Annotated in this window: 18 protein-coding genes; 8 read left to right on the top strand and 10 right to left on the bottom strand. The window is 50.3% G+C overall.

What is annotated here, in order from left to right:
• Positions 1-911: 911 nt before the first annotated feature.
• Positions 912-1,307, bottom strand: coding sequence for a hypothetical protein (locus tag J7438_RS08460; protein WP_209276204.1), 396 nt, complete (start codon positions 1,305-1,307; stop codon positions 912-914).
• A 297-nt stretch (positions 1,308-1,604) separates the two neighbouring features.
• On the opposite strand from J7438_RS08460, the gene J7438_RS08455 reads away from it, so the two are divergent.
• Entirely contained in the window at positions 1,605-1,820 is a 216-nt protein-coding gene (locus J7438_RS08455; protein WP_209276203.1) for a DUF4116 domain-containing protein, read from the top strand.
• A 1,361-nt stretch (positions 1,821-3,181) separates the two neighbouring features.
• Here the strand turns inward: J7438_RS08455 and J7438_RS08450 are convergent.
• From J7438_RS08450 to nagE, 6 genes are all read right to left on the bottom strand, one after another.
• Positions 3,182-3,565 carry a hypothetical protein gene (locus tag J7438_RS08450; protein WP_209276202.1) on the bottom strand — a complete coding sequence of 128 codons (384 nt, stop codon included), beginning with the start codon at positions 3,563-3,565 and terminating at the stop codon, positions 3,182-3,184.
• Between the two features lie 394 nt (positions 3,566-3,959).
• Positions 3,960-4,808, bottom strand: a complete 849-nt coding sequence (locus J7438_RS08445) for a dimethyl sulfoxide reductase anchor subunit family protein (protein ID WP_209200680.1) — start codon at positions 4,806-4,808, stop codon at positions 3,960-3,962.
• Between the two features lie 2 nt (positions 4,809-4,810).
• Positions 4,811-5,446 (bottom strand): DMSO/selenate family reductase complex B subunit, encoded by a 636-nt coding sequence (locus tag J7438_RS08440; RefSeq protein ID WP_286196471.1) that lies wholly within the window; start codon positions 5,444-5,446, stop codon positions 4,811-4,813.
• 15 nt (positions 5,447-5,461) lie between these two features.
• On the bottom strand, positions 5,462-7,954 hold the full coding sequence (locus J7438_RS08435; RefSeq protein WP_286196470.1) for a DMSO/selenate family reductase complex A subunit: 2,493 nt from the start codon (positions 7,952-7,954) through the stop codon (positions 5,462-5,464).
• Positions 7,955-8,184: 230 nt separating this feature from the next.
• On the bottom strand, positions 8,185-10,764 hold the full coding sequence (gene ptsP / locus J7438_RS08430; protein WP_209276201.1) for a phosphoenolpyruvate--protein phosphotransferase: 2,580 nt from the start codon (positions 10,762-10,764) through the stop codon (positions 8,185-8,187).
• Positions 10,761-12,536, bottom strand: a complete 1,776-nt coding sequence (nagE, locus tag J7438_RS08425; protein WP_209276200.1) for an N-acetylglucosamine-specific PTS transporter subunit IIBC — start codon at positions 12,534-12,536, stop codon at positions 10,761-10,763. The genes ptsP and nagE overlap by 4 nt, the downstream gene beginning before the upstream one ends.
• A 244-nt stretch (positions 12,537-12,780) precedes the next feature.
• On the opposite strand from nagE, the gene nagB reads away from it, so the two are divergent.
• From nagB to J7438_RS08400, 5 genes are all read left to right on the top strand, one after another.
• Positions 12,781-13,581, top strand: coding sequence for a glucosamine-6-phosphate deaminase (nagB, locus tag J7438_RS08420; RefSeq protein ID WP_209200675.1), 801 nt, complete (start codon positions 12,781-12,783; stop codon positions 13,579-13,581).
• 1 nt (position 13,582) lies between these two features.
• On the top strand, positions 13,583-14,773 hold the full coding sequence (gene nagA, locus J7438_RS08415; RefSeq protein WP_209276199.1) for an N-acetylglucosamine-6-phosphate deacetylase: 1,191 nt from the start codon (positions 13,583-13,585) through the stop codon (positions 14,771-14,773).
• Positions 14,770-15,987: an ROK family protein gene (locus J7438_RS08410; protein WP_209276198.1), complete on the top strand. Its 1,218-nt coding sequence runs from the start codon at positions 14,770-14,772 to the stop codon at positions 15,985-15,987. The genes nagA and J7438_RS08410 overlap by 4 nt, the downstream gene beginning before the upstream one ends.
• A gap of 256 nt (positions 15,988-16,243) precedes the next feature.
• Entirely contained in the window at positions 16,244-16,660 is a 417-nt protein-coding gene (locus J7438_RS08405; protein ID WP_209276197.1) for a hypothetical protein, read from the top strand.
• A 281-nt stretch (positions 16,661-16,941) separates the two neighbouring features.
• The gene (locus tag J7438_RS08400; protein ID WP_209276196.1) at positions 16,942-18,153 is read left to right on the top strand and encodes an ankyrin repeat domain-containing protein; all 1,212 of its coding nucleotides are present in this window, start codon (positions 16,942-16,944) and stop codon (positions 18,151-18,153) included.
• Positions 18,154-18,247: 94 nt separating this feature from the next.
• Here the strand turns inward: J7438_RS08400 and J7438_RS08395 are convergent, their stop codons facing one another.
• Complete coding sequence (locus tag J7438_RS08395) at positions 18,248-18,679, bottom strand: hypothetical protein (protein WP_209276195.1); 432 nt, start codon at positions 18,677-18,679, stop codon at positions 18,248-18,250.
• A gap of 247 nt (positions 18,680-18,926) precedes the next feature.
• On the opposite strand from J7438_RS08395, the gene J7438_RS08390 reads away from it, so the two are divergent.
• Positions 18,927-20,180, top strand: a complete 1,254-nt coding sequence (locus J7438_RS08390) for a sterol desaturase family protein (protein ID WP_209276194.1) — start codon at positions 18,927-18,929, stop codon at positions 20,178-20,180.
• Positions 20,181-20,360: 180 nt separating this feature from the next.
• Positions 20,361-20,855 (top strand): hypothetical protein, encoded by a 495-nt coding sequence (locus tag J7438_RS08385; protein ID WP_209276193.1) that lies wholly within the window; start codon positions 20,361-20,363, stop codon positions 20,853-20,855.
• Here J7438_RS08385 and J7438_RS08380 read toward each other — a convergent pair.
• Together J7438_RS08380 and J7438_RS08375 are read right to left on the bottom strand one after the other, a co-directional pair.
• A complete protein-coding gene (locus J7438_RS08380) occupies positions 20,850-21,578 on the bottom strand; it encodes a hypothetical protein (RefSeq protein ID WP_209200667.1) in 729 nt (242 codons plus the stop codon). The two genes, J7438_RS08385 and J7438_RS08380, sit on opposite strands and share 6 nt — an antisense overlap.
• A 38-nt stretch (positions 21,579-21,616) precedes the next feature.
• Positions 21,617-23,755, bottom strand: coding sequence for a dihydrolipoyl dehydrogenase family protein (locus J7438_RS08375; protein WP_209276192.1), 2,139 nt, complete (start codon positions 23,753-23,755; stop codon positions 21,617-21,619).
• Positions 23,756-23,853: the final 98 nt, after the last annotated feature.

Here is a 23,853-nt window from a genome sequence, read left to right as displayed (position 1 = left end):
GCAATTCCCGGGGGGCATTACACGGCTATTTTATCCATTGGTTCCTTTTCATCTGGAGTTACTGCCCATTCGACAGTTGTTAGTACAGGAGCCTGAGAAATAATCAAGGGCATCCCGGGCTGTTTGGGCTGTTGTGTGATCACTCTGGAGCCAATGGGAGGTGGACAACGAGTACAACCAGTAAATAACAAGTTGTCACAGACCACGGCTGTAGCCATAGTTGAAAGGCCTGAAATAACCCCTCCTGCCCCGAATTCCAGAGCGCTGAGAAGAGCTGGACCGAGAGGTCCTTTCGCCGCACAAAGCAGACCACAAAAACAACCTATCGCTCCACCTGCACCAGCACCAATCTTGTATGCAAGGTGAGTGTCAGGGGGGTATAAGCAATCTTTAGTAGCAGCACATTGGCCTAATGAGATCATATTTTTTACCTTTTCAGAAATTTATCAGGATTCTTCACTGCTTAGACCTCACTTTTTCTAAAAAGTTTTTGCAAATTCTCTTAATCTGTAAATTAATTCCCTACTCTGTAACCACAATTCCTGTACGATAGAACTACAAGCACCGCAATACCACGAAAAGACTGCCAGTATGTCGTCAGATTCACTCGTGTGGATAGAAGCTATGGTCTTGTGCTGTCAGACTATGAGCAACGGAAGTTCAGGGAATTAGAAGAGCAGAAATGTCGCGGATAATTCATGCTATTTATCTGTCGTTTAATCCCGCCATTGTTTAACTGCCTGTGGGTAAATGAGGTTGTCTAAAAATCCTGAACAACACTTCACGAAGGTCAATTCCCATGCGCACCCACAGGGGATAACAGCCGACTCGAGTCACCACCGCCATACCCCATGAAACTCAGAAATCATGGTGCATGGTGCTGGCAATTCCCGAGGGGGGCATAACACGGTTTAGTTATTGATTGATCCAACTTCACCTTGAATTTCTGTCGGTACGCCAGTTACTTCAGGAGCATGAGAGATAACCAAGGGCGAACCGGGCTGTTGTGTGATCACCTTGGGGTCAATGGAAGGTTGGAGAGCAATTCGACGCTCTCCTAAATTGCAACAGGTAACGACTCCACACATTGCTGCAAGGCCTATAACACCTCCTGCTGCCCCGCCCCCAAAAGCGCCGAGACAAAAATGACCGATAGAATAACCGGCAGTTTCTACCACACTGGAACAGGCACCAAACCCACCACCAATAGCACCTACCGTTGCACATCCAATGGAAGAAAATAAGTATGGTTTTTCAGTGCCGGGGGGGCAGAAAAAACTTTTAGCAGTTGAGCATGATACGTCCATAAAAATTACCTCTATAAAAGTTTATCGGAATATTTCACTTTAATAGACTTCATTTTTACTAAAAAGTTTCAACACTGTTCTTAAGGTGTACGTTACTTATCTACCCCGCCCAACAAAAATGATACGAAAGCACTAAATTTACCTCAGCACCAGGAAAAAACGGCAAAGTAAATATTGCAAAAACCTTGTGATTTTCGTGCTTATTATTACGTTAGTTCCAAAAATAGTTCCTGTTTCTTCCAGTAAATATGGCTGTCTTCTTCCTGTGCCAGTGGCGCACTTCAGGATTGTCCGGAAGTGGTCAAACTTGCCCTGCAACAAAATCCGCTGGCGCTGGAGTTTGCCAGTGACAAATGCCGTAATGATCCAGAACTGGTCAATATCGCCTTGCAGAACAATGGTAATGCCCTGCGGTACGTTGGTGATTCTTTACAAAACAAACCCGAAATCATTAAGGTAGCCATAGATAGTATCGGGCCTGTTGCGGTGAGGTATATTCAACAATTCAGTTAATTTAACAGAGCCTCTCATACCAATGCCGCCTTCTGAATATGAGATGGAATAAGCCATTTTGGGCAGCAGGGCAAGGCGGAATGACGAATAATAGCAGGGCTACTTGTGCCTTGGGAGGCAGTCCGGGAATAGCGCCCGTCTAGGCGACCCCGTAGCGAGGACGACAGAAAATTGAGGATAAAAATTCGGTTTTGTGAGGTGAATAGCGGTGCTATTTGCCGAACAAAAGCGGAAGTGCCGCGGATAACTCATGCCATGTGCTTATCGTTTAATCTCACCATCGCTTAACTGCCTGTGGATAAGTGAGATTGTCGTAAAATCCTGAACAACACTCCCTGAAGGTCTGTTCCCATGCACACCCACAGGGCATAAAAGCCGACTCGAGTCCCTCACCTCCATACCCTGTAAAACTCAGAGATCATGGTGCATGGCGGTTAGTTCGGGTGTGCATGGTGCAGGCAATTCCCGGAGGCATTTCACGGATGTTTTATTGACTGGTTCCTTTTCACCTGGAGTTTCTGTCCATTCGACAGTTAGTACAGGAGCCTGAGAGATAATCGAGGGCAACCCGGGCTGTTGTGTGATCACGTTGGAGTCAATGGTAGGTTGACAAAGAATACACTCAGTAATTAAGTGGCAACAGGCCACGCATGTGGCCACTGATGAAAGGCCTGAAACAACTCCTGCTGCCGTGCCTCCAAAAGCGCCGAGAATAAATGTACCGAGAGGTTCTCTCGCCGCACAGACCATACCACCAAAACAACCTACCACTCCACCTGCACCAGCACCCCACTTGTATGCAAGGTGATTTTCGGGGGGGCATAAACAATCTTTAGTAGTAGCACATGGGCCTGAAGAGTTCATATTTTTACCTTTTAAGGAATTTATTAGATTTTTTCACTCTGATTGGACATCATTTTTTCTAAAAAGTTTCTGTAACTTCTCTTAATCTGTAAATATTAATTCCCTACTCTGTAACTGTAATCACGATTCTTGTACGATAGTATTACTAGCACCGCAATACCAAGAAAAGACTGCCAGTATGTCGTCAGATTCACTCGTGTGGATAGAAGCTATGGTCTTGTGCTGTCAGACTATGAGCAACGGAAGTTCAGGGAATTAGAAGAGCAGAAATGTCGCGGATAATTCATGCTATTTATCTGTCGTTTAATCCCGCCATTGTTTAACTGTCTGTGGGTAAATGAGGTTGTCTCAAAATCCTGAACAACACTCCCCGAAGGTCTGTTCCCATGCGTACCCACAGGGGATAACAGCCGACTCGAGTCACCACCGCCATTCCCCATGAAACTCAGAAATCATGGTGCATGGTGCTGGCAATTCCCGGGGAGGCATAACACGGTTTAGTTATTGATTGATCCAACTTCACCTTGAATTTCTGTCGGTACGACAGTTACTCCAGGAGCATGAGAGATAATCAAGGGCGAACCGGGCTGTTGTGTGATCACCTTGGGGTCAATGGAAGATTGGAGATCGATTTTACGCTCTAATACATGGCAATAGGCAACGACTCCACCCATTGCTGCAAGGCCTACAGCACCTCCTGCTACCGCCCCCCCAGCAGCACCGAGACAAAAATAAGCGAAATCTTTTGACACCGTAGCACAGGTACAAAACCCACCTAGAAAATAACCTTCCGTTGCACATCCTGCGCAAGACAATGCGTAAAGTCCTTTACTGCCGGGGGGGCAGAAAAAACTTTTAGCAGTTGAGCATGATACGTCCATAAAAATTACCTCTATAAAAGTTTATCGAAATATTTCGCTTTAATAGACTTCATTTTTACTAAAAAGTTTCAACAACTGTTCTTAAGGTGTACGTTACTTATCTACCCCGCCCGACAAAAATGATACGAAAGTACTAAATTTACCTCAGCACCAGGAAAAAACGACAAAGTAAATATTGCAAAAACCTTGTGATTTTCGTGCTTTTTATTACGTTAGTTCCAAAAATAGTTCCTGTTTCTTCCAGTGAAATATGGGCGTCTTCTTCCTGACTATCCTGAGTAGCTATGACCAGGGCCTGATCAGGCAAAGCTGGTAATAGCTGTTGTGCGTTCACGAGTCCGTAGTTTTTGAATAGTTCCTCCTTTTATTTATGAAGGAGGAACTTTGTACTTATTTACATGCCACTGGCAAACATATGCAGGTCATAGAAGAAGATACGACCACACAGTTCAGCCGTGAGCACCAGGACGGTACTCACCCCTGCCAGACCTGCCGCTGAGTTATTACCACGAGTGGCAGCCATCACCCAAACGCCCAGACCAGCAAACAGCAGACCGAGACGGGCCAGCATCAGACGACCGTGGTAGTCAAACAGACCCAGCGGGTTAGCAGGCAGGTCAACCTGACCCAGCCAGAACAGGTACAGCGGGTATCCCACCAGCACCAGACCCAGGGTGATAAAACCCAGGGTGGCCAGTGCACGATCAGCGTTTTTCTGGAATGCACCCAAAGAGGCCGACTGACTTCTCAGCATCAGTGCCGCCGCAGGGATACCCACCACAAAAGCAGTCATAACAAACTGGAAGATGGTCCAGCCGCTGTTCCAGGCGGGCACCGTGGCCAGGGTGTAAACATTGGCAATGGCCAGCAGTAACAGAATGCCCAGAACCATGGCTCCGGCCAGTACCAGCTTCTGCAACTTTGCCAGGATACCGAAGTGCACCATGGCCGCATAAGTGAAGACAGCACCACCAAACAGCGCAGTGGTGATGATCTCAACACTCAGCGCCGACAGATGCTCCAGACCAAAGATCACGTTTATGGCACGCAACGGCTGCCCCAGGTGAGTCATGGCCGCAGCGCCGGAGACACCCAGCAGCACCAGAACCACCATCAGCAGTTTATTCAACAGCTGCTGACGGTTGGCATCGCTGTTCGCCATCAGCAGGCAGGCCAGTACCAGGAACAGGCCAACGGTGCCCTGTGCCAGCACCGTAAAAAATACCAGTGGCAACTCATGCATGGTTATACCTCCCGTGTGTTCATAATGCGTCCGATTTTGTCGCCGGAAGGTTTGGCATGACGGCTCGCCTTCATCACCAGCGACGGTTCAGTCAGAGAAGAGTCCGGCAGTGGCGCGATATCCGCTTCCGTGCCGTATTTGGCACGCAGTTCTTCGATCAGACCAAAATCCAGGGCACGCAGCGGGCAGGATTCGATACAGATCGGCTGCTTGCCCTGCTCAACACGGTCGAAACAGCCATCACACTTGGTCATGACTTTCTTCTCGGCATCAAACTGCGGTGCACCGTAGGGGCAGGCCATTTCACAGTAACGGCAGCCAATACAGACATCAGCATTGACAACCACCAGACCATCCTTGTCACGCTTGTGCATGGCACCGGTTGGGCAGGCCTTGGCACAGGCGGGTTTGGCACAGTGGTTGCAGCTGATGGAGGTGTAATAGGCAAACACGTCCTGGGCATAAGTGCCGTCTTCGTTCTGAAACCAGCTACCACCGCCGTATTCATAAACCCGGCGCCAGTTCACGCCGACTTTCAGGTCATTCTTATCTTTGCACGACAATTGACAGGTTTTGCAGCCCGTACACTTGGCCGTGTCGACGTAAAATCCCAGTTGTTTTATCGAGGGTTGCTTCATCGAACTTTATTCCTGTTATGCCTTGGCAATTTCAACCAGATTACTGTGCTGGGGATTGCCCTTGGCCAATGGTGACGGGCGCTGGGTGGTCAGGGTATTCATACACGCGCCACGGTCCACGCCGCTGCGGTCTGGTGCGTACCAGCTGCCCTGCCCCATGGCGACCACGCCAGGCATAATGCGCTCGGTCACTTTCGCGGCAACACGGATCTCGCCGCGGTCATTCCAGACCTTCAGCATGTCGCCGTCTTTTATCTTGCGCTTGTGGGCATCAACCGGGTTGATCCACACTTCCTGGCGGTTGGTTTCCCGCAGCACATCGACGTTGCCATAAGTGGAGTGAGTACGGGCTTTAAAGTGGAAACCAAACATCTGCAGCGGATACTGTTCAGTGTGGTCTGCCTCATGCCCCTCCCAGGAAGAAACGTATTCAGGCAGTGCCCGAATAATATCGCTCTCCCCCAGTGTCCAGCTGGAGGCAATATTTGCCAGGCGTTCAGAATAGATCTCAATTTTACCGGAGGGGGTATCCAGTGGATGCTTTTCAGGGTTTTCCCGGAACTCACGGAATTGAACATGAGGTTCACCGGGGTTCTTCTGCTTGACAATGCCCTGCTCACGGAAGGCCTGAAAGTCCAAGTCCACCAGTGTCGGATTCATTCTCTGGGATTCTGCATAAATATGACGCAACCAGGCTTCCTGGTCCCGACCTTCGGTGAACTGCGCTTCTACCCCAAGACGTTTGGCAATACCTGTACACATGTCGTAGACCGAACGGCATTCATACAACGGCTCAACCGCAGTATCACAGAAAATGGTGTAACCCATATTGCCGCAGAACCCGTTAGGGGCGAAATCCGGTTGTTCAGCCGCAGTCAAATCAGGCAGCAGAATATCCGCATAGCGTGCACTGGGCGTCATGTGGTTGTCGATCACCACAATCATTTCACACTGGCTGTCATCCTGAAGAATGTCATGGGTGCGATTGGTGTCCGAATGCTGGTTGATGATGCAGTTACCCGCATAGTTCCAGATAAACTTGATGGGCTGGGTCAGCTTTTCGGCACCACGAATACCGGCGGTCAACGCGGTCATTTCATCATGACGGTAAATGGCATCCGTCCAGAGGAACATGGGAATAGAGGTTGATACCGGGTTGGTCAGTGTCGGAAAGACCGCAAAGGGCATGGAGTAGCTGCCTTCACGGGCACCGGTACCACCACCGGGAATACCCACATTACCGGTCATCACCGCCAGCATACAGATCGCCCGGCTGGCCTGCTCACCATTGGCGGTGCGCTGCAGACCCCAGCCCTGCATAATGTTGCAGGGTTTGGTCATGGCAATTTCACGGGCCAGACGGATGATGGTGTCTGCCGGGACACCGGTTATTTTTGCCGCCCATTGCGGGGTCTTTTCAACACCATCATCGCCTTTGCCCAGAATATAGGATTTCCAGGAAGCGCCTTTCGGTGCGCTGGCTGGCAGTGAGTTTTCATCGTAGCCGATGGTGTACTTGCCAAGGAATTCATTATCCACCAGATTTTCGCTAATCATCACCCACGCCATACCGGCTACCAGTGCGGCATCGGTACCTGGTCGCAGAGGAACCCATTCATCATTGGCACCCAGGACCGTATCGGTCATGCGCGGATCAAAGGTGATCATACGTGCGTTACTGCGTTGTCGGGCTTCGGACAGCTGATAAACAATACCGGCACCACTCATACGGGTTTCAGCCGGGTTGTTGCCAAAGTTGACCACCAGCCTGGTATTAACAACATCTGACGTGCAGTTATTATCCACCCAGCTGCCGCCGTACAAATACGGTAAACTCACGGCAATCTGAGCCGTACTGTAATCACCATAGTGGTTAAGATAACCGCCCCAGCAGTTCATCAAGCGGGCGATCGGTGTGGCGGCTGGCGGCCAGGATTTGGACACCGTGCCTCCCAGCGTACCAGTACAATAGTTGAGATAGATGGCTTCATTGCCATACTCTTTTTTGATGCGCTTCAGGTTATCAGCGATGGTGTCAAACGCTTCATCCCAGCTGATGCGCTCAAATCGACCTTCACCACGCTTACCCACACGCTTCATCGGATATTTCAGACGGTCAGGATTGTAGACGCGCTTGCGGAAGGAACGGCCACGGAGACAGGCGCGAACCTGGTGGTCACCATAGGTATCGTCACCGGTGTTATCGGTTTCGGTATGAATGATCACACCGTCTTTTACCTGATGGCGCAGTGCACAGCGGGAGCCGCAGTTGACCGTACAGGCAGACCAGACTGACTTGATCTCTTCATCAGCACGTTTGGCCTCTGTCGCATAAGCTTTCACCGGCAGTGTGTGCGCAGCAACCACTGCCGCACTGCCCGCAGCGGTTCCCCACTTCATAAACGTTCTTCGCTTCACCCTGGAAGCAAGCACTTTATCCACAATTTCTTTCATTGATATCGCCAACCCATGATAAATACCGGTCGTGATCACAGACTGCTCAGACAATTATCAGATTCTGCTTTCCCTGCAGACATAAAGGTGTGAACAAAAAGTGCCGCCAACCAAATGGTGGGCATGATAATTGGACAGTAATTAACCGGCAGATGACCTGAATCAAGACCTTGTGATTTATAGGACAACTACGTATCAGCACAGGAAAACTACATATTTCAGACAGCAATAAAAAAGCCCCATGGCCAAAACCAGGGGGCTGTCAGCAAGATGATCGTCTGCGATCAGGCAGTCAAACGTCTTACGTCTTCTACTGAATCCAGAGTCAGCGCTTCACGGGCCAGGCTCTGGCACTGCTTATAGTTCAGGCTGCGAACACGGGCCTTAACCACCGGAATGGCAGGGACACTGATGGACAGTTCCTGAACGCCCAGACCCACCAGAATGGGCACTGCATTCGGGTCACTGGCCAGGCTGCCACAGATCCCCGTCCACTTGCCTTCTTTGTTGGCTGCTTTCACCGTCATATCGATCAGGCGCAATACCGCAGGGTGAAGACCATCGACCCGTGCCGCCAGTTTTGGATGACCACGGTCAACGGCCAGGGTGTACTGGGTCAGGTCATTGGTACCGATAGAGAAGAAGTCCACCTCTCTGGCGAAATGATCGGCCAGCAGTGCAGCGGACGGCACCTCAATCATAATACCCACTTCAACGGTGACACCCGTCGTCTCCTGCTCTTCCAGCACCAGCTTTTTCACGGCACGGAATTCATCCAGGGAGCTGATCATCGGGAACATGATACGGGCGTGACCGGCATGAGCCGCCTTCAGGATTGCACGAACCTGCTTGCGCAGCATGGCCGGACGGTTAATACCGATACGCACGCCACGTTCACCCAGGAATGGGTTCTCCTCTTTTGGCAGGGGCAGATAAGCCAGAGGCTTGTCACCACCGACGTCCAGAGTACGGATAATGACCGGACGATCTTTACCCATAGCATCCAGAATACCTTCGTAGGCTTTTATCTGCTCATCCATGGTGGGTTCGGTAGCACGCTCCATATAGAGGAACTCGGAACGCAGCAGACCTACCGCTTCAGCACCCATTTTGACCGCTTTTTCCGCATCGTCCTGGTTGGCGATATTGGCAGCGATCTCAACATGGTGGCCATCCAGAGTCACTGCAGGCTGGTCAGCCACTTGCAGCGCCGCTGCATGCTCAGCCGCCGCACGCTCCTGGCGGGCAACGGTTCTGTCGATCTCTTCCTGAGTAGGATTAACCAGCATGTAACCCTTGTTGGTGTTCAGGATAACATCGGTACCGTTCTCGTACTGACGAACACTGCCCGGTACGTTGACCAGGTAAGGAATACCCAGGGAACCGGCCAGAATCGCCGCATGGGAAGTCGCGCCACCATGCAGGGTCACGATACCAATCACGCGCTTGCGATCCAGAGTCACCACTTCGGAAGGGGTAATATCTTCCAGACAGAGAATGGTGTTTTCCGGCAGCTGATCGGTGCCACCTTCAACGCCCATCAGGTAGCGCAGAACCCGAAGACCAACGTCTTCTACATCGATGGCCCGGGCCGCCAGCAGCGGGTTATCCAGCTTGCGCATTTCATCCGCTTCCGCCAGAAAACTTCTGTGCCACGACCACATGGCGCTCTTGCCTGCTTCAATCAGTTCACGGGCACGGTCACTGATTGCCGGGTCTTCCAGTAACTGCTGATGGGCAACAAAAACTTCCGCATGACCACCCACGTGATCCGCTTCCATTTTGGCAACCAGCTGCTGCAGGGACTCCCGGGCTTTCTGGATACCGTAGCCAAGCTGACCCAGCTCATCGCTGACACCAACACCCTCTTCCGGGTAGCTGGGCAGTTCATGAACCAGATGGTGCAGCTTACCAATGGCCATGCCCGGTGCCGCTTTCACGCCGGGTAAACGACCATCGGAGCCTTCTACCGGTCCAAGCAGTGGCGCTTCCTCTTCCATGGCTTCATCTGCAACCGGCAGCACGTCGGCAACGGCTTCACCCAGGCCGCTGCGAAAACCATCGAGGATGGCTTCCATCGCCTCTTTGGCATCAGGGCCGGTGACGGTGATTTGCAGGTTAGAACCCAGCACCGTTTGAAGCCCCATCAGAGCAGTCAGACTGTTGGCCTTGCTTTCTTTGCCATTATCTTTATTCAGAATCATCACGTCAGAATTGAAGCGTTTGATAATCTGAATCAGAGTGGCAGAAGGACGGGCATGAAGACCCAGTGGGTTCTTCAGCACAAAATCTTCTGTCAGGGTAATGCTGTCCTGACGGCTGTATTTGCTCTCGGTGGACATCTCCTTTTCAGGCTCAGCCCCAATGGCAAATACGGTATCCTGCCCCGCTTTTACTTCGGTGCGGGGATTAACAACCACACCGGTTTCACCGGTAGTGATCATAATCGCGGTCTGCAGGCTGGCCGCCCTGGCTCCGACAAACTCAGGATCAAACGACAGCAGCTGCTGACCAACAGTCACTTTGTCGCCTATTTTGACGTTGGTCTCAAAGCCTTCACCACGCAGAACAACAGTATCGATGCCCACATGGATCAACACTTCTACACCGGAATCTGTCTTGATAGCCACGGCATGTCTGGCGTCATGCAGCTGGCTGATGGTACCGGCGCACGGTGCCAGCACCACAGAATCCGTCGGGTTAATCGCAATACCGTCACCGATCAGCCGACCAGCAAATACCGGGTCAGTGGATTCCTCGATGGATAACAACATTCCGGACAAAGGCGCAACCAGTGACAGTTGGCAAGGTTTGCCCTCTTTTTTGTCATCTTGCTTTTTGTCATCTCGATCACAGAGCGTCATGCAGAAACCTCAACATTGGCAAGATCATCCGTCACCGGGATCTTTTTCATTTCATCAGCAATCATTTCAGCCCGGGGACCGACGACGATTTGCAGGTTCTTGTCACCCACACGAACCACCGCCGCTGCCCCCAGCGCCTTAATACGATCATCACTGACGCTGGCAGTATCTTTCAGCGTCAGACGCAGGCGAGAGACACAGGCATCAATCTGAGTCACGTTTTGATGGCCACCCAGCACTTTCAGGCACTGACGGGCGAACAGAGTAGTATCTTTTACTTCCACTTCTTTTTTCACTGTCTTCTGAGAAATAGCCGCCGCTACTTGCTGAGCCTGACCTGGCAACTGGATAGCACTCAGATCTTCAGTAGCTGCAATTTTTTTCATCTTACCGGCAATGATTTCCGCCTTTGGACCAAGAATAATCTGCAGGTTCTTATCACCGACACGAATCATACCGCTGGCACCCAGTGCCTTGATGACACGCTCATCAGCCACAGAAGGGTCTTTCAGGGTCAGGCGCAGACGGGTAATGCAGGCGTCGATATTGGTGATGTTATCCAGACCACCTATCGCTTTGGTGAACTGGCGAGCCAGATAACCATTGTCGCCCATCCCCTGCTTGTTTATATCTACCGCCGCCACACTCTCAATTGAAGAATCGTCTTCATCTTCACGACCCGGCGTTTTCAGGTTAAACATCTTGATGGCGAAGTAGAAAACGCAGAAGTAGATGACAGCGAATGCCAGACCAATAACCACCAGAGTCCATGGCTTCGTTGCCAGACCCCAGTTTAGCACCATGTCAAACAAACCAGCGGAAAAGCCAAAGCCCGTCAGAACGCCCATGGCATTGGTTACCACAAGGGAAGCACCGGTCAGCACAGCGTGAGCAGCATACAGCCCGGGTGCCAGGAACATAAACATGAATTCCAGAGGCTCGGTAATACCGGTCAGGAATGCCGTCAGGGCAACCGAGAAAAGCACACCACCAACCTGTGCACGACGGCTCTTATCAGCCGTCAGGTACATGGCCAGGGCCGCTGCCGGCAGACCAAACATCATCACCGGGAAGAAACCGGTCATAAACACCCCGGCCGTCGGATCACCGGCAAAGAAGCGATGCAGATCACCGTAGACCACGTCACCGGCAGCGTTGGTAAAGTCACCCAGACCAAACCAGAAATAAGAGTTCATAACATGATGCAGACCGAAAGGAATCAGGCCACGGTTCAGGGTACCGTATACAAACTGGCCAACCGCACCAGAGCCGGCAACACCGTGACCAAAAGCATCAATACCATTTTGAATACCAGGCCAGATATGACCACAGGCCCAGCCGATCACCAGCATAAACAGACCGGTCATGATCGGTACCAGACGCTTGCCGCTGAAGAAGCCAAGATAAGCTGGCAGCGGCACCGCATGAAATCGGTTGTAGGAATGACCGGCAACGATACCGCTGATGATACCGCCGAAGAAGGACATATCGATATCTGGATTAATGGTTGCTGTCGTGGCTTTCAAAATAAAAAAGCCAACAGCACCCGCGATCACTGCAGCACCAGCGCCGTCTACCGCCAGGCCTAAGGCGATGCCCATGGCGAACAGCAACGCCAGATTACTGAAAATCGCGTTACCCGCCTGCGCCATAAAGGGAATATCCAGCAAATCAGGCTGGCCCAGACGCAGCAGCAAAGCTGCGACAGGAAGAACGGCAATAGGCAGCATCAGCGCCTTACCGAGTTTCTGCAAGTAACCCAAGATGTTCATGACTGATCAACCATTTAATTCTTTATAGTGAGAGTGTGTCTCGTTCTGTGTGGCGCGGAATTTTACTGATTTATTTTTCAAAGAAAAATAAAAAAGCGAATACATTGACCCAGATCATCACTTAAAGACATTTTCTACCCGTTGAGCACATTGCCAACCGCCTTTATTTTCCATCAAAAAATAAATAAGCTATGATGCATAACATCATCCCCTGAGCAGATTAGAGAAACCTGGAGTTTACGACATGCGCTTTATACCTCTGAAAGACAAGGCAGCAGTTGGTCGTTGGGCTGCTCGATACATTGTCAGCCGGATCAAGGCATTTAATCCGACTCCTGAACGCCCCTTTGTTCTCGGCCTGCCAACCGGCGGCACACCCATCCCGACGTATCAGGAACTGGTTCGCCTGCACAGGGAAGGGGAGGTAAGCTTTGCCCATGTTGTTACCTTCAACATGGACGAATACGTTGGCCTGCCTGCCGATCACCCGGAATGCTACCGAATGTTCATGCACCGCCACTTCTTTGATCATGTGGATATCCCGGCAGCGAACATTAACTTTCTGGACGGTAACGCAGAAAATCTGGAAGCCGAGTGCCTGCGCTACGAAACAGCGATTAAAGGTTATGGCGGCATTGAGCTGTTTATGGGTGGTGTCGGACACGATGGGCACATCGCATTTAATGAACCCGGTTCTTCACTATCCTCCCGTACCCGCCTGAAGACGCTGACCACTGAAACCCGTGAAGCCAACGCACGCTTCTTTGATCAGGACATCAGCCAGGTACCAAAACTGGCGCTTACCGTGGGTGTCGGAACGGTTCTGGACTCCCGTGAGCTGATGATTCTGGCCACTGGCTCTGATAAATCCCGTGCGGTTCAGGCCACGGTTGAAGGATCAGTAAACCATATGTGGACAATCTCAGCCCTGCAGCTTCATCCAAAAGCGATGATGATCTGTGATGACCCTGCCACCCTGGATCTGAAAGTTCGCACTCTGCGCTACTTCCAGGATATTGAGTCTGAAAACATCAAGGACTTTTGAAATGTCTGCGGATCTGGCCATCAGCCCGGAAAAGAGTTACGCACTGGTTAATTTCAAACCGTTAACCGGTGACCCGGAGCAGTCGTCGTTTGATACCATCATTATAGAGAATGGCCGAATTTCGGCCATTGGCAAGGCAGAGGATATTGCCGGTGATCATCAGGGTACCGATAGCCTGAAAAAAGTAGACATCGGCGGTCTTACGTTAAGCCCTGGTTTTATCGACCTGCAATTAAACGGCTGTGGTGGTGTTCTTTTTAACAGTGATATCTCCACCAATACGCTGGACATCATGCACGAGACCAACCTCCGCTCAGGTTGTACGGCATTTCTGCCTACGCTGATTACCAGCAGTGATGATGATATGCGACAAGCGGTTAAGGTCACCCGTGAATACATGGCCAGGCATCCGGATCGCGTACCCGGCATTCATCTGGAAGGCCCTTACCTGAACCCTCAGCGCAAAGGCATTCATGATCAGGACTTCATCCGTACGCCCTCTTGCGCAATGATCGACTTTTTCTGTGACAATGCCGACGTCATTGCCATGGTGACACTGGCACCGGAAGTCTGCCCGGAAGGAACCATTGAAAAGCTGAGTAAAGCGGGCATTATCGTGTCCATCGGCCATACCAATGCCACCTGTGAGCAGGCTAAAGCGGCAGAACAAGCGGGTGCCACCTTTGCCACTCATCTCCATAACGCCATGAGCCCCCTGGGCAGCCGCGAGCCTGGTGTGGTAGGTGCCGTTTTTGACAGTCATGCTCTGGGTGCCGGTATCATTGCTGACGGTCTTCACCTGTCCTGGGAAAACCTGCGTATCGCCCATCGTCTGATGCAGGACCGTCTGGTGCTGGTGACCGATGCAACCACTCCCGCTGGCACCGATATGGAAACCTTTGTCTTTGCCGGACAAACTATCTATCACAAAGATGGCAAGTGCTCCAACGCGGATGGAACCCTTGCCGGCTCCGCACTCACTATGATTGCAGCGGTTGCCAATAGCGTACGGGCGGGGATTGAGCCTCAGGCGGTGATTCGCATGGCTACCGTCAATGCAGCAAAAGCCATTCATGTTGAAAGTCAGATGGGCAGCATTGCGGTTGGGCAGTTTGCCAACCTTGCCATTTTCGATGACAACTTTACCCTGCTGGGTACGGTGAGCGGTGGTGAGCTGAAACTACAAAAATGACGACAGTAATTGCCAATCTGGACTTCGTAAAAGAGCGGAACATTTCTGCGGTTTACCAAGCGATTGTTGATCATGGCTCCATCTCGAGAATTCAGATAGCCAGACAATGTCGTCTGGCTGCCGGTAGCGTGACCCGTATCACCCGACAGCTGATGGAAGTCGGCCTGATTGTTGAACAGGAACAGCAGACCTCTGAACGGGGGCGTCGGGCCATATCGCTGGCTCCAAGGCAGGGCCAGATCCAGATTCTTGCAGCAAGGGCAGGCAGAACCAAACTCCACCTGGGGTTGTGTGACCTGTCAGGCAAGCTGCTGGCAGAATACTCAGAGCCGATTCAGCCTTTGAATCAGGTGGAATTTTCCAGGCAGCTGATTGCCACACTGAGAAAATTTCTCAAAACCCATAAGAAGCATATTCGTTGTCTGGCTGGTGTTGGCATAACAACACCCGGCCTGATCAATTCCGCCAAAGGAATTATTACTTTCATGCCCCACCTTTCTGTCAGCAATCTCCCCCTGGCAGAGCAGGTGTCTGACGCATTGGGGCTTCCCTGTTTTATCAACAACTTTATTTCGTCCATGGCGCTGGCTGAGTACCACTTTGGCGTCAGCCGTGGATTTAAAAATAGCCTCTTTGTCAGCGTCCATAACGGGGTGGGGGCTGGCATGATTCTGGACGACAAGCTCTATGAAGGCAGTACCCTGACCGTTGGCGAGATTGGCCATATTCAGATCGACCCGCTGGGAGAACGGTGTTACTGCGGTAACTATGGCTGCCTGGAAACTTTGGTCTGTAATCCGGCCATAGAAAAGCGCTGTCATAAACTGCTGGCGTCTGGTGTTCCCAGTCTGTTAAATATCAGCCAGACAAAAAAGGCGGATATCCTGGCAATCTGTCATGCCGCGAACGAGGGCGATCAGCTGGCAAATGATCTACTGAAAGAAGCCGCCGGTAACCTTGGCAGAGCAATAGCCATGAGTGTCAACTTGCTGCGGCCGGACACAGTGGTGCTTGCTGGTGAAATCTGTGCCGCTGCCACGATTATCCACCCGGTGATCAAACATTGTCTGAAAACGCAGACGGTTTCAATCAATGAAAACCTTGAAACCAGCGTCGTTTACTCAACGCTTTACGACAGCCCATGGTATGGCGGGTTTACCCTGGTAAGAAGGGCGCTTCTGGAAGAGGGGCTACTATTGAAACTTATCCGGTAAGAAAGCGGGGAAGGGAGATATTGTTACTGTGAGCCAAGCTCGATTTTGCGATGCTACCAGGAAAAAAGCTGGCTGTTAAAGCCAGCAGTCAGTGCATCGAAGGGACCCGTCGTTGGCCATGAGGGCCCCAGCGAAGCCGTGAGGGCTTACGGCTTCCATAATTAAACACCTGTCGTTAATTTGGATCATCAGGCTATTCCATTTTCAAATAATCGAACTTATTTAGTAGGTTGTTGTCTGTTGTTGTCGATAAACAATGGAGGATATTAATGCAATGCAACCTATACAAGGCACTTCATCAGCGGCAGTTACATCGCCACAGGAACAAACCAACTCTTCAACATCGAATTCAGGTGCCTCACTTGGCCCTCACAAAGTCTCCATTGCAGGACTCGATAAAGCAATTGTATTAATGGCTTTATTCAATAATTCAAAGCCTCAAGGTAATGGGGCTTATGCTCCCAGAGCTCTGAAAAATATGAGTATAGAAAGAGCCCAACAACATACTGAAAGAAACTTACGCTTGAGTTTTGACTATGTTGATGGACGGATAATTAAAACCAATATCAGTGGTGATGTTGCTGATACCAGGCTATACGATCGAGATAATGGGGATAATGCTGGTTTGATAGCAATCGAAATGGCTAAAAGAATCATGAATTCCGTTAAGTAGCAATATTGTGCCTGGTTTTTCAAGACAAACAGATTTAGTAAACAGTAGGGCTTGATCTGTCGATCGCTCAGGAAAAATCATGCAGGGATGATGCAGAATTTTTGTCAGCCAATTTGCCAAGAGAAAAGCACCGGTATGCTGAACTTAAGATTCTGGAGTCTTTAGAGCGCTTTCTTGAGCGATTTGGTAAAAAATCCAATAACCAATAAACCAGCTACTGACCATACGATGAGTTTCAAACGTTCTTCATCCATTTCATCCATGCCACCAGGTTAATAGTCATGAATACGATCCAGAGTGAAAGTGTCCCTTCCAGCTCCCATCCACAGCCTGTCGAGGAGGTCCCTTTGCAGGATCTGGCGGCACCGGATACCGGGATCAGCGATGGTGATGACCGCTCAAATCCGTTGAACGAGGCACCAGTACTGGCCGCCTGCCGCAATAATAACCTGATCTGGCTCCGGGAGTTACTGACCGAAGACCCGGATCTGGCGCAACGGACAGCCCCGTCCGGCGTGACTGACCACCCGGTTTCTCCACTCCATATCACTGCCCAGGACGGGCATAAGGAGGCCACAGAACTCCTGTTGAATACCGCCTTGCAGGATGCACCGGCGGCAGAAAAGGCAAATGTCGCCATCAGGCTCATGACACACCGCCATAAAAAAAAAGGCGTGACGCCGTTTTATCTTGCCACTCAGAATGCCCATGAGTGGGTCGTGGCAACTTTCCTGAACTACTTGATGGCATTGCCTGAGGCAGATATTCCCCGGGCCCTGGTGGCAGTCATGAATGCAGCCCACAAAAATGGCCAAACCCCACTGTGTGAAGCGATCATAAGAGGCGATGACCGAATGGTATCCTGCTTCCTGCAGGTCTTGGAATCCTCGCCGGAGGCCAAAAGAGCCGATACCATGATTGAGGTGCTGGCCCCTGAAAAGCAGAGCAAGGGCAAGGGCGAGAGGCAGCCGCTCCATCTGGCTGCCCGCATGGGCAATAGCAGGATCATACAGTTACTGCTGGAGTCTGTTTCAGCGGTACCGGAATCAGAGCGGAGCAAGGTAGCCAGGCAGGTGGTGAATGCCACTGACGCTCATGGTGCTACTCCGCTATTAATTGCTGCACATGGTGGGTTTGTCAGGATTGTCCAGCACATATTAGCGTTCATCAGTAAAGTGCCGGATTCAGCAAGAGCCGAGCTTGGCAATGCCCTGGTGAATACCGCCAGCAAAGACGGGGTGACCCCGCTCTACGCTGCAGCTTCGACCCCATACAGGCCTATTGTGTTGATGCTGCTGGAGCACGGTGCTGACCCGGAACAGGCAAAGGTTGGCTGCGTCCTGGGAACATGCCGGAGATCGAATACCCCCCTTCAGGTAGTCGGCCAACGTGGCGACAAGGGTATTGCTGCCTTGATCAATAAAGCGATTCACTCACGCAAGGCGGCAAGTCTGCAGTCAGGAAAGGAAAAGGAACCGGCCGCTGCTCTATAGGGAAAAATACTTTACGAAGATGAAAGCATTCTTTAACGGTGAGTAACAGGAAAAATAGCGCCATATAACATAATGACGCTCTTTTCTTTCCTCGTTATTTTGTAAGGCTTTGAATAGCCATTGCACCGACACCTTCGCCATTATCTCTGTCATATCGACGTGTATCTATGACATCTCCTGATATATTAGTTTTAATTGCTCTGCCCCGGACATATTCAAGATTCAGCGTTTCAGAAACCAGTGGACTCGCTTCATCAAGAGACATAAATTTATCAGAATCCTTAATCTTGAAGGTATACATGTTTGGAGGGTATTCGGGCGTAGGATTATGTGACCCGGAAGGGCTATAAAAACTGCTCATCGGGTTACGGGCGTAATTATATAAAGCCATCAAGACTTGCGCCTTCTCCAAATTCACTATGGAGACTTTATGCCCTCCAAAAGCAGTGCCCGCAGCAGGAACCTGAGAATCGCAGGAAGTATTTTTCGGAGTCGCCCCAGCAGCCTGGTTTGATAAAGGAGTCATAAATCACACCAACATGAGTTTTTTGGGTTACCTGTTTGACCAAAAAAAACAGAAAAGTTCATAAATGGGAATTTAAAATTTCAGACAACCGTAGCTGTCTAACCGGTCAACTTCCGGCAAGAGGCTAATTCTGGTTCCAATCTAAAATCTGGGCAGCATAAGACGTGTTCAATTGATGAAAAACCATGCTTTTCATTGGGACTCATGTTAAAAACAGGCCTACAACAATAATAATCAGGCTCGCCCCATGAATCCGATTGTGTACGCCATACCAATCTTCTTGCTGATGATCCTTATTGAAGTGATCGCCACCATCATTCGCAAGAAGGATTACTATCGAGTTAACGATGCCATAAACAGCCTGAGTACGGGGATGCTTAACGTCACCACGGGTGTTATTTTCAAACTGGGTATTTATACCCTTATTTATAATCATGCAGCGCTCTTGTCACTGGATAGCAACGCCCTCTGGGTATGGGTCCTTGGGTTTGTATTGCAGGATTTCTTCTATTACTGGAATCATCGCAAAGGCCATGAAATCAACCTGCTCTGGGCTGCCCACTCCGTGCATCACCAGAGTGAGGAATACAATCTGACAACGGCTCTGCGCCAGACCAGCACCGGCTTTCTGTTCTCATGGGTGTTCTACGTGCCCATGGCCATTGTTGGCATCCCACCTTATGTCTTTTTGACGGTAAGCCTGATGAATCTGCTTTATCAATATTGGGTGCATACCCGCCATATTCCAAAGCTTGGCTGGTTTGAACGGCTGTTTGTTACCCCCTCAAACCATCGGGTTCACCATGCCAAAAACCGGAAGTATCTGGATAAGAATTATGGCGGGGTATTTATTATCTGGGACCGACTGTTTGGCACCTTTATCGAAGAAGATGAAAACTATGAGCCCATCCGCTACGGCACGTTAAAGCCTCTGAGAAGCTGGAACCCGGTATGGGCAAACCTTCATCTTTATACCGGGATGTTCAGGGATGCCATGAATACCAAAAACTGGAAAGACAAACTCACACTCTGGTTCAGACGCACAGGCTATCGACCTGCGGACATCGCCGCACCGATGAAGATGCCGGATATTCACGGCTATAAGAACTATAACCCTGACGTCAGTATGGGTCTGAAAGTCTATTCACTGATCCACTTTGCCATGCTTGTGCTGGCAACCACGGTATTTTTAGCCATCAACCACAACACACCTTACGGCTTCAATGCACTATGGACAATGGTTCTTGCACTGAACCTCATTGGTATTGGCTGGTTGCTGGAAAAATTCACCGGATTGATCGTTATGGAAGCCATACGCTTTGTATTTACCGGGGCAACCATTGTTGTATCCAATGGGATATGGATTGATCTGATGCCAGACTGGACCTGGCAGTTTGTTTTAGTTAGCGGAGTTATGTCACTGCTGGTGCTAAAAACCAGTGGTATTGCCAGCCCTTCTACCTACTCTATGATCCCGGACCCCACTGAAGCCCAGCCTTAATCTTTGTATTACCCACAGAACACTTTATGCCTCCCGGCCTATCCCGGCAGAGGGGCATCTGGAACTTTCCAAGCCGTACACCGTCTAAGTCGAAAAGCGGCGTTCTCTTAATAAATCACTCCCTGACAAAATCTTTTGATATTAAAGGACGCATTATTATAAATTTTCGGAATTCATATCATGATTAGTAATTCGATTGAAAATATTGCTCATTATGTTAAGGCAGCGGTAAAACTGCCATTTGACGCTGTGCGTTGGTTTTGTGGAAGAGTGGTGGCCATTGCCACCAATATCTTCAATTTCCTGTCGAATCGATCAGAGCAATCTAACGATTCCACCGTGCAACAAAAAAGCATTTCCGATCGTACTGTTTCATCAGCCGACTCTCAGCCTGGTTACGGTTACCATGAAAGGGAGACAGTAACTACTGCAGTCTTTCCTTTTGGCAACCTGGAAAAAATACTGGAATGTCATAGCGATGACTTTGAATCTGCCGAAGCATTTGCCCAGGAAAAAACGAGGCTTCTAAAGGAAGCGGAGGATCTTCACTTATGGTGGAATGAGACTGACATGTTATGCCTGAAAATAACCACTAAAACGAATGCTGAAGGGAAAAAGGTAACTGTTAAATTGAACAAAGTAGTTGATCGAACCAACAGCAGAAACCAGTCATGACCGTTGATTCTGCCCATACAGCCGATATGCTTCCAGGGCTGATGCCTCATCCACCAGCATTTTCTCAAATTGCCTCAGCTCCCCGGCCAGGGGAGAAGACGCTTTAGGTGCCTGCAGCTCAATTTTCAGATCATTTTCATGAATGATGGATAACTTGAGATCATGAACGGCCTCAACGTAAGCCTCATCAGCCTGCCTGAAGTCACTGGCAACGTCTGCGGCAACACAGTCCTTGAGACAGTCAACCACCCGTGCCCGCTCTTCAGTAACCTTTGACTGCCCACGGCCTTCCAGCAGGTCCAGCCAGAGCTGCGACTGCTCACAATCCAGCTGTAGCTTGCGCAACGCCTGATCACAGACACCCTCAGCCTTGCCTTCTCCCAGGCGCTGCCAGGCCATTTGATTTTTTTGCTGGACCAGCGCAATCATCGTTCCAATCTTTTTCTGTTTATCAATGGGTTTGAGACGGGAGACCATCTTATAGATAGAAGTTGGCAGAAAGTTTTTTATTCTTGCCAGAAGACTTTTGTTATTGGTTTTGAGACTTTTCCGGGAAGAAGGCTCAGCCAGCATAACACTTCGGTTCTTGAGGATTTTTTTCAGCTCTTGGAAGATTTTCTTATCTTCGCTGATGGCAGCCGACGCTAACCTTGGGCTGTTATTTACAGAATCCTTTGAGGGATCCTCTGTCGGGCCACCATCAGACGGGTCCGGGTCACTCATTAAACATCCTTATGCTTATAATGACCCCTTAATGATAGTCAATGGCGCATCCATGCGTGGTATTTTTCCACCAGCGACAATACCCCCTGGGGTGCATGGGCTTTTTTCCACTCACCCGCAGCATATTTGTTGGCTTCGCTCAGTGTCGGGTAGATATGGATGGTGCCCAGAATTTTATTCAGACCCAGACCGTGTTTCATGGCACTGATATACTCCGTAATCAGCTCACCGGCATGATAACCAACAATGGTGACTCCCAGGATCTTATCCTTGCCCGGCACGGTCAACACTTTCACAAAGCCCCGTGCCTCTTCATCCGCTATGGCCCGGTCCAGATCATCAATACCGTATTTGGTCACTTCATAGGCAATGCCCTGTTCCCGAGCCTCCTGTTCATTCAAACCCACTCTGGCCACTTCCGGATCGGTAAAGGTACACCAGGGAATCACTGAATAATCCACCTTGAACTTTTTGAAACGGCCAAACAGTGCATTCACCGCACAATACCAGGCCTGATGTGCCGCCGTATGGGTAAACTGGTAAGGTCCCGCGACATCGCCACAGGCATAGATATTGGGGTAACGGGTCTGCATATAGTCATTAACCTCGATGGTTCCCCGCTCAGTTAACTCGATACCCAGCGCTTCAAGGCCAAGATTTGCCGTATTGGCTTTGCGACCCGTGGCAAACAGGACGATATCAAAGTCAATTTCTACTGTCTGACCGGCAAATTCCGCTGCCAGAAATTGACGCTCTGCTCCGGTGTCCGGATCCTGCAACTTATGGAAAGAACGGGCTTCGTGTTTCAGCCTCAGGTCGACGCCATCCTGAATAAACTGATCCATCACCAGTTTTGAAACATCTTCATCTTCACGATGCAACAGCCGGGCTCCGTGATCCACCTGAATAACCTGAACACCCAGCCTGGTGAAGGCCTGAGTCAGTTCACAGCCAATAGGGCCACCGCCAATCACCAGCATCCGGCCGGGCTTCTTGCGCAAGTCCCAAATGGTGTCCGATGTGTAGTATTCAATTTGCTCAAGGCCCGGCAGAGGTGGCACATAGGGACGACCACCACTGGCAATGACAATATTTCGGGACGTGATTCTTTTACCATCCACTTCTACTTCCCAAGGGCTGATCAGCTGGGCAGAACCACTGATGCAGTTAACCCCCAGGCCGGAATAACGCTCCACAGAGTCGTGGGGCTCAACCTTGCCAACAACCCCCTGAACCCTCTCCATCACTTTGGAGAAATTGACCTGCCCGGACGCATGTTCAATACCGAACTCATCGGCCCGCTTCAGGTAATGGGCCATTTTGGCGGAGCGAATCAGGGCTTTGCTGGGTACACACCCGGTATTCAGGCAATCGCCCCCCATTTTATGCTTTTCAATCAGTGATACTTTGGCCTTAACCGCCGCAGCAATATAGCTGCTGACCAGTCCGGCAGAACCGGCACCAATCACGGTCAGGTTATTATCAAACTGTGCAGGCTGCTGGTAGCTGCGATATAAACGACGACGTCTCAACCACTCCATCACCATTCTGGCAATCCAGGGGAAAATACCCAAAAGCACAAATGAAGCGATCAATGGTGGCGTTAAAATCCCTTCAAGAGACAGCTCCTCCACCAGGCCAAGCTGGGCACCGGCATTGACGAACACCGCCGTGCCCGGGAGCATTCCCAGCTGACTGACCAGACTGAAGGTCAGGACCCGCATGGAGGTCAGCCCCATCACCAGGTTGATCACAAAGAAAGGCACGGCCGGAATCAGTCGTAGCGTTGCCAGATAAAAGGCTCCATCCTTGTTCACGCCGTTGTTAATGGTCTCCAGATAACCGGAAAACTTTTGCGCTACCCAGTCTCTTAATAAGGTTCTGGAAAACAGAAAAGCCAGGGTGGCTCCCATGGTGCTGGCAAAAGAGACCAGCAACACGCCCTGAAACAGGCCAAAAATGGCCCCCGCCACCACCGTAAGCACTGCCGCTCCGGGCAGGGAAAGGCCGGTAACCGCCACGTAGATGATAAAGAAAGCAGCAGCCGTCAGTACCGGATCATCACGATAAAGGCCCTGAAAGAAATCACGGGTCAGGTATTGCTGGCCGTCCAGAGTGTAAAACGCACCAATTGCTACAACCAGCACTGTCAGCAAAAGCCATTTCTTGTTATTCATAACATCTTCCAGTAGCTACAAACATCTGTTTGATACAACAATCCCTGCAAAATCATACGTTTTTTCCCGTATAATGCCAGCCATTATTGTCAAATTAG

It is taken from the genome of Thalassotalea sp. G20_0 (assembly GCF_017744175.1).
Classification (GTDB): domain Bacteria; phylum Pseudomonadota; class Gammaproteobacteria; order Pseudomonadales; family Endozoicomonadaceae; genus Endozoicomonas.
The sequence above is the reverse complement of the archived record's forward strand: the minus strand, read 5'-3'. Positions and strand labels throughout refer to the sequence as shown.

Excerpts from the sequence above, each read along its gene's own strand:
- J7438_RS08440 (WP_286196471.1), bottom strand. The coding sequence starts at position 5,446 with ATGAAGCAACCCTCGATAAAACAACTGGGATTTTACGTCGACACGGCC.
- nagB (WP_209200675.1), top strand. The coding sequence starts at position 12,781 with ATGCGCTTTATACCTCTGAAAGACAAGGCAGCAGTTGGTCGTTGGGCT.
- J7438_RS08390 (WP_209276194.1), top strand. The coding sequence starts at position 18,927 with ATGAATCCGATTGTGTACGCCATACCAATCTTCTTGCTGATGATCCTT.
- J7438_RS08450 (WP_209276202.1), bottom strand. The coding sequence starts at position 3,565 with ATGGACGTATCATGCTCAACTGCTAAAAGTTTTTTCTGCCCCCCCGGC.
- J7438_RS08410 (WP_209276198.1), top strand. The coding sequence starts at position 14,770 with ATGACGACAGTAATTGCCAATCTGGACTTCGTAAAAGAGCGGAACATT.
- nagE (WP_209276200.1), bottom strand. The coding sequence starts at position 12,536 with ATGAACATCTTGGGTTACTTGCAGAAACTCGGTAAGGCGCTGATGCTG.
- J7438_RS08395 (WP_209276195.1), bottom strand. The coding sequence starts at position 18,679 with ATGACTCCTTTATCAAACCAGGCTGCTGGGGCGACTCCGAAAAATACT.
- J7438_RS08405 (WP_209276197.1), top strand. The coding sequence starts at position 16,244 with ATGGAGGATATTAATGCAATGCAACCTATACAAGGCACTTCATCAGCG.
- J7438_RS08385 (WP_209276193.1), top strand. The coding sequence starts at position 20,361 with ATGATTAGTAATTCGATTGAAAATATTGCTCATTATGTTAAGGCAGCG.
- ptsP (WP_209276201.1), bottom strand. The coding sequence starts at position 10,764 with ATGACGCTCTGTGATCGAGATGACAAAAAGCAAGATGACAAAAAAGAG.
- J7438_RS08375 (WP_209276192.1), bottom strand. The coding sequence starts at position 23,755 with ATGAATAACAAGAAATGGCTTTTGCTGACAGTGCTGGTTGTAGCAATT.
- J7438_RS08400 (WP_209276196.1), top strand. The coding sequence starts at position 16,942 with ATGAATACGATCCAGAGTGAAAGTGTCCCTTCCAGCTCCCATCCACAG.
- J7438_RS08445 (WP_209200680.1), bottom strand. The coding sequence starts at position 4,808 with ATGCATGAGTTGCCACTGGTATTTTTTACGGTGCTGGCACAGGGCACC.
- J7438_RS08460 (WP_209276204.1), bottom strand. The coding sequence starts at position 1,307 with ATGGACGTATCATGCTCAACTGCTAAAAGTTTTTTCTGCCCCCCCGGC.
- nagA (WP_209276199.1), top strand. The coding sequence starts at position 13,583 with ATGTCTGCGGATCTGGCCATCAGCCCGGAAAAGAGTTACGCACTGGTT.
- J7438_RS08380 (WP_209200667.1), bottom strand. The coding sequence starts at position 21,578 with ATGAGTGACCCGGACCCGTCTGATGGTGGCCCGACAGAGGATCCCTCA.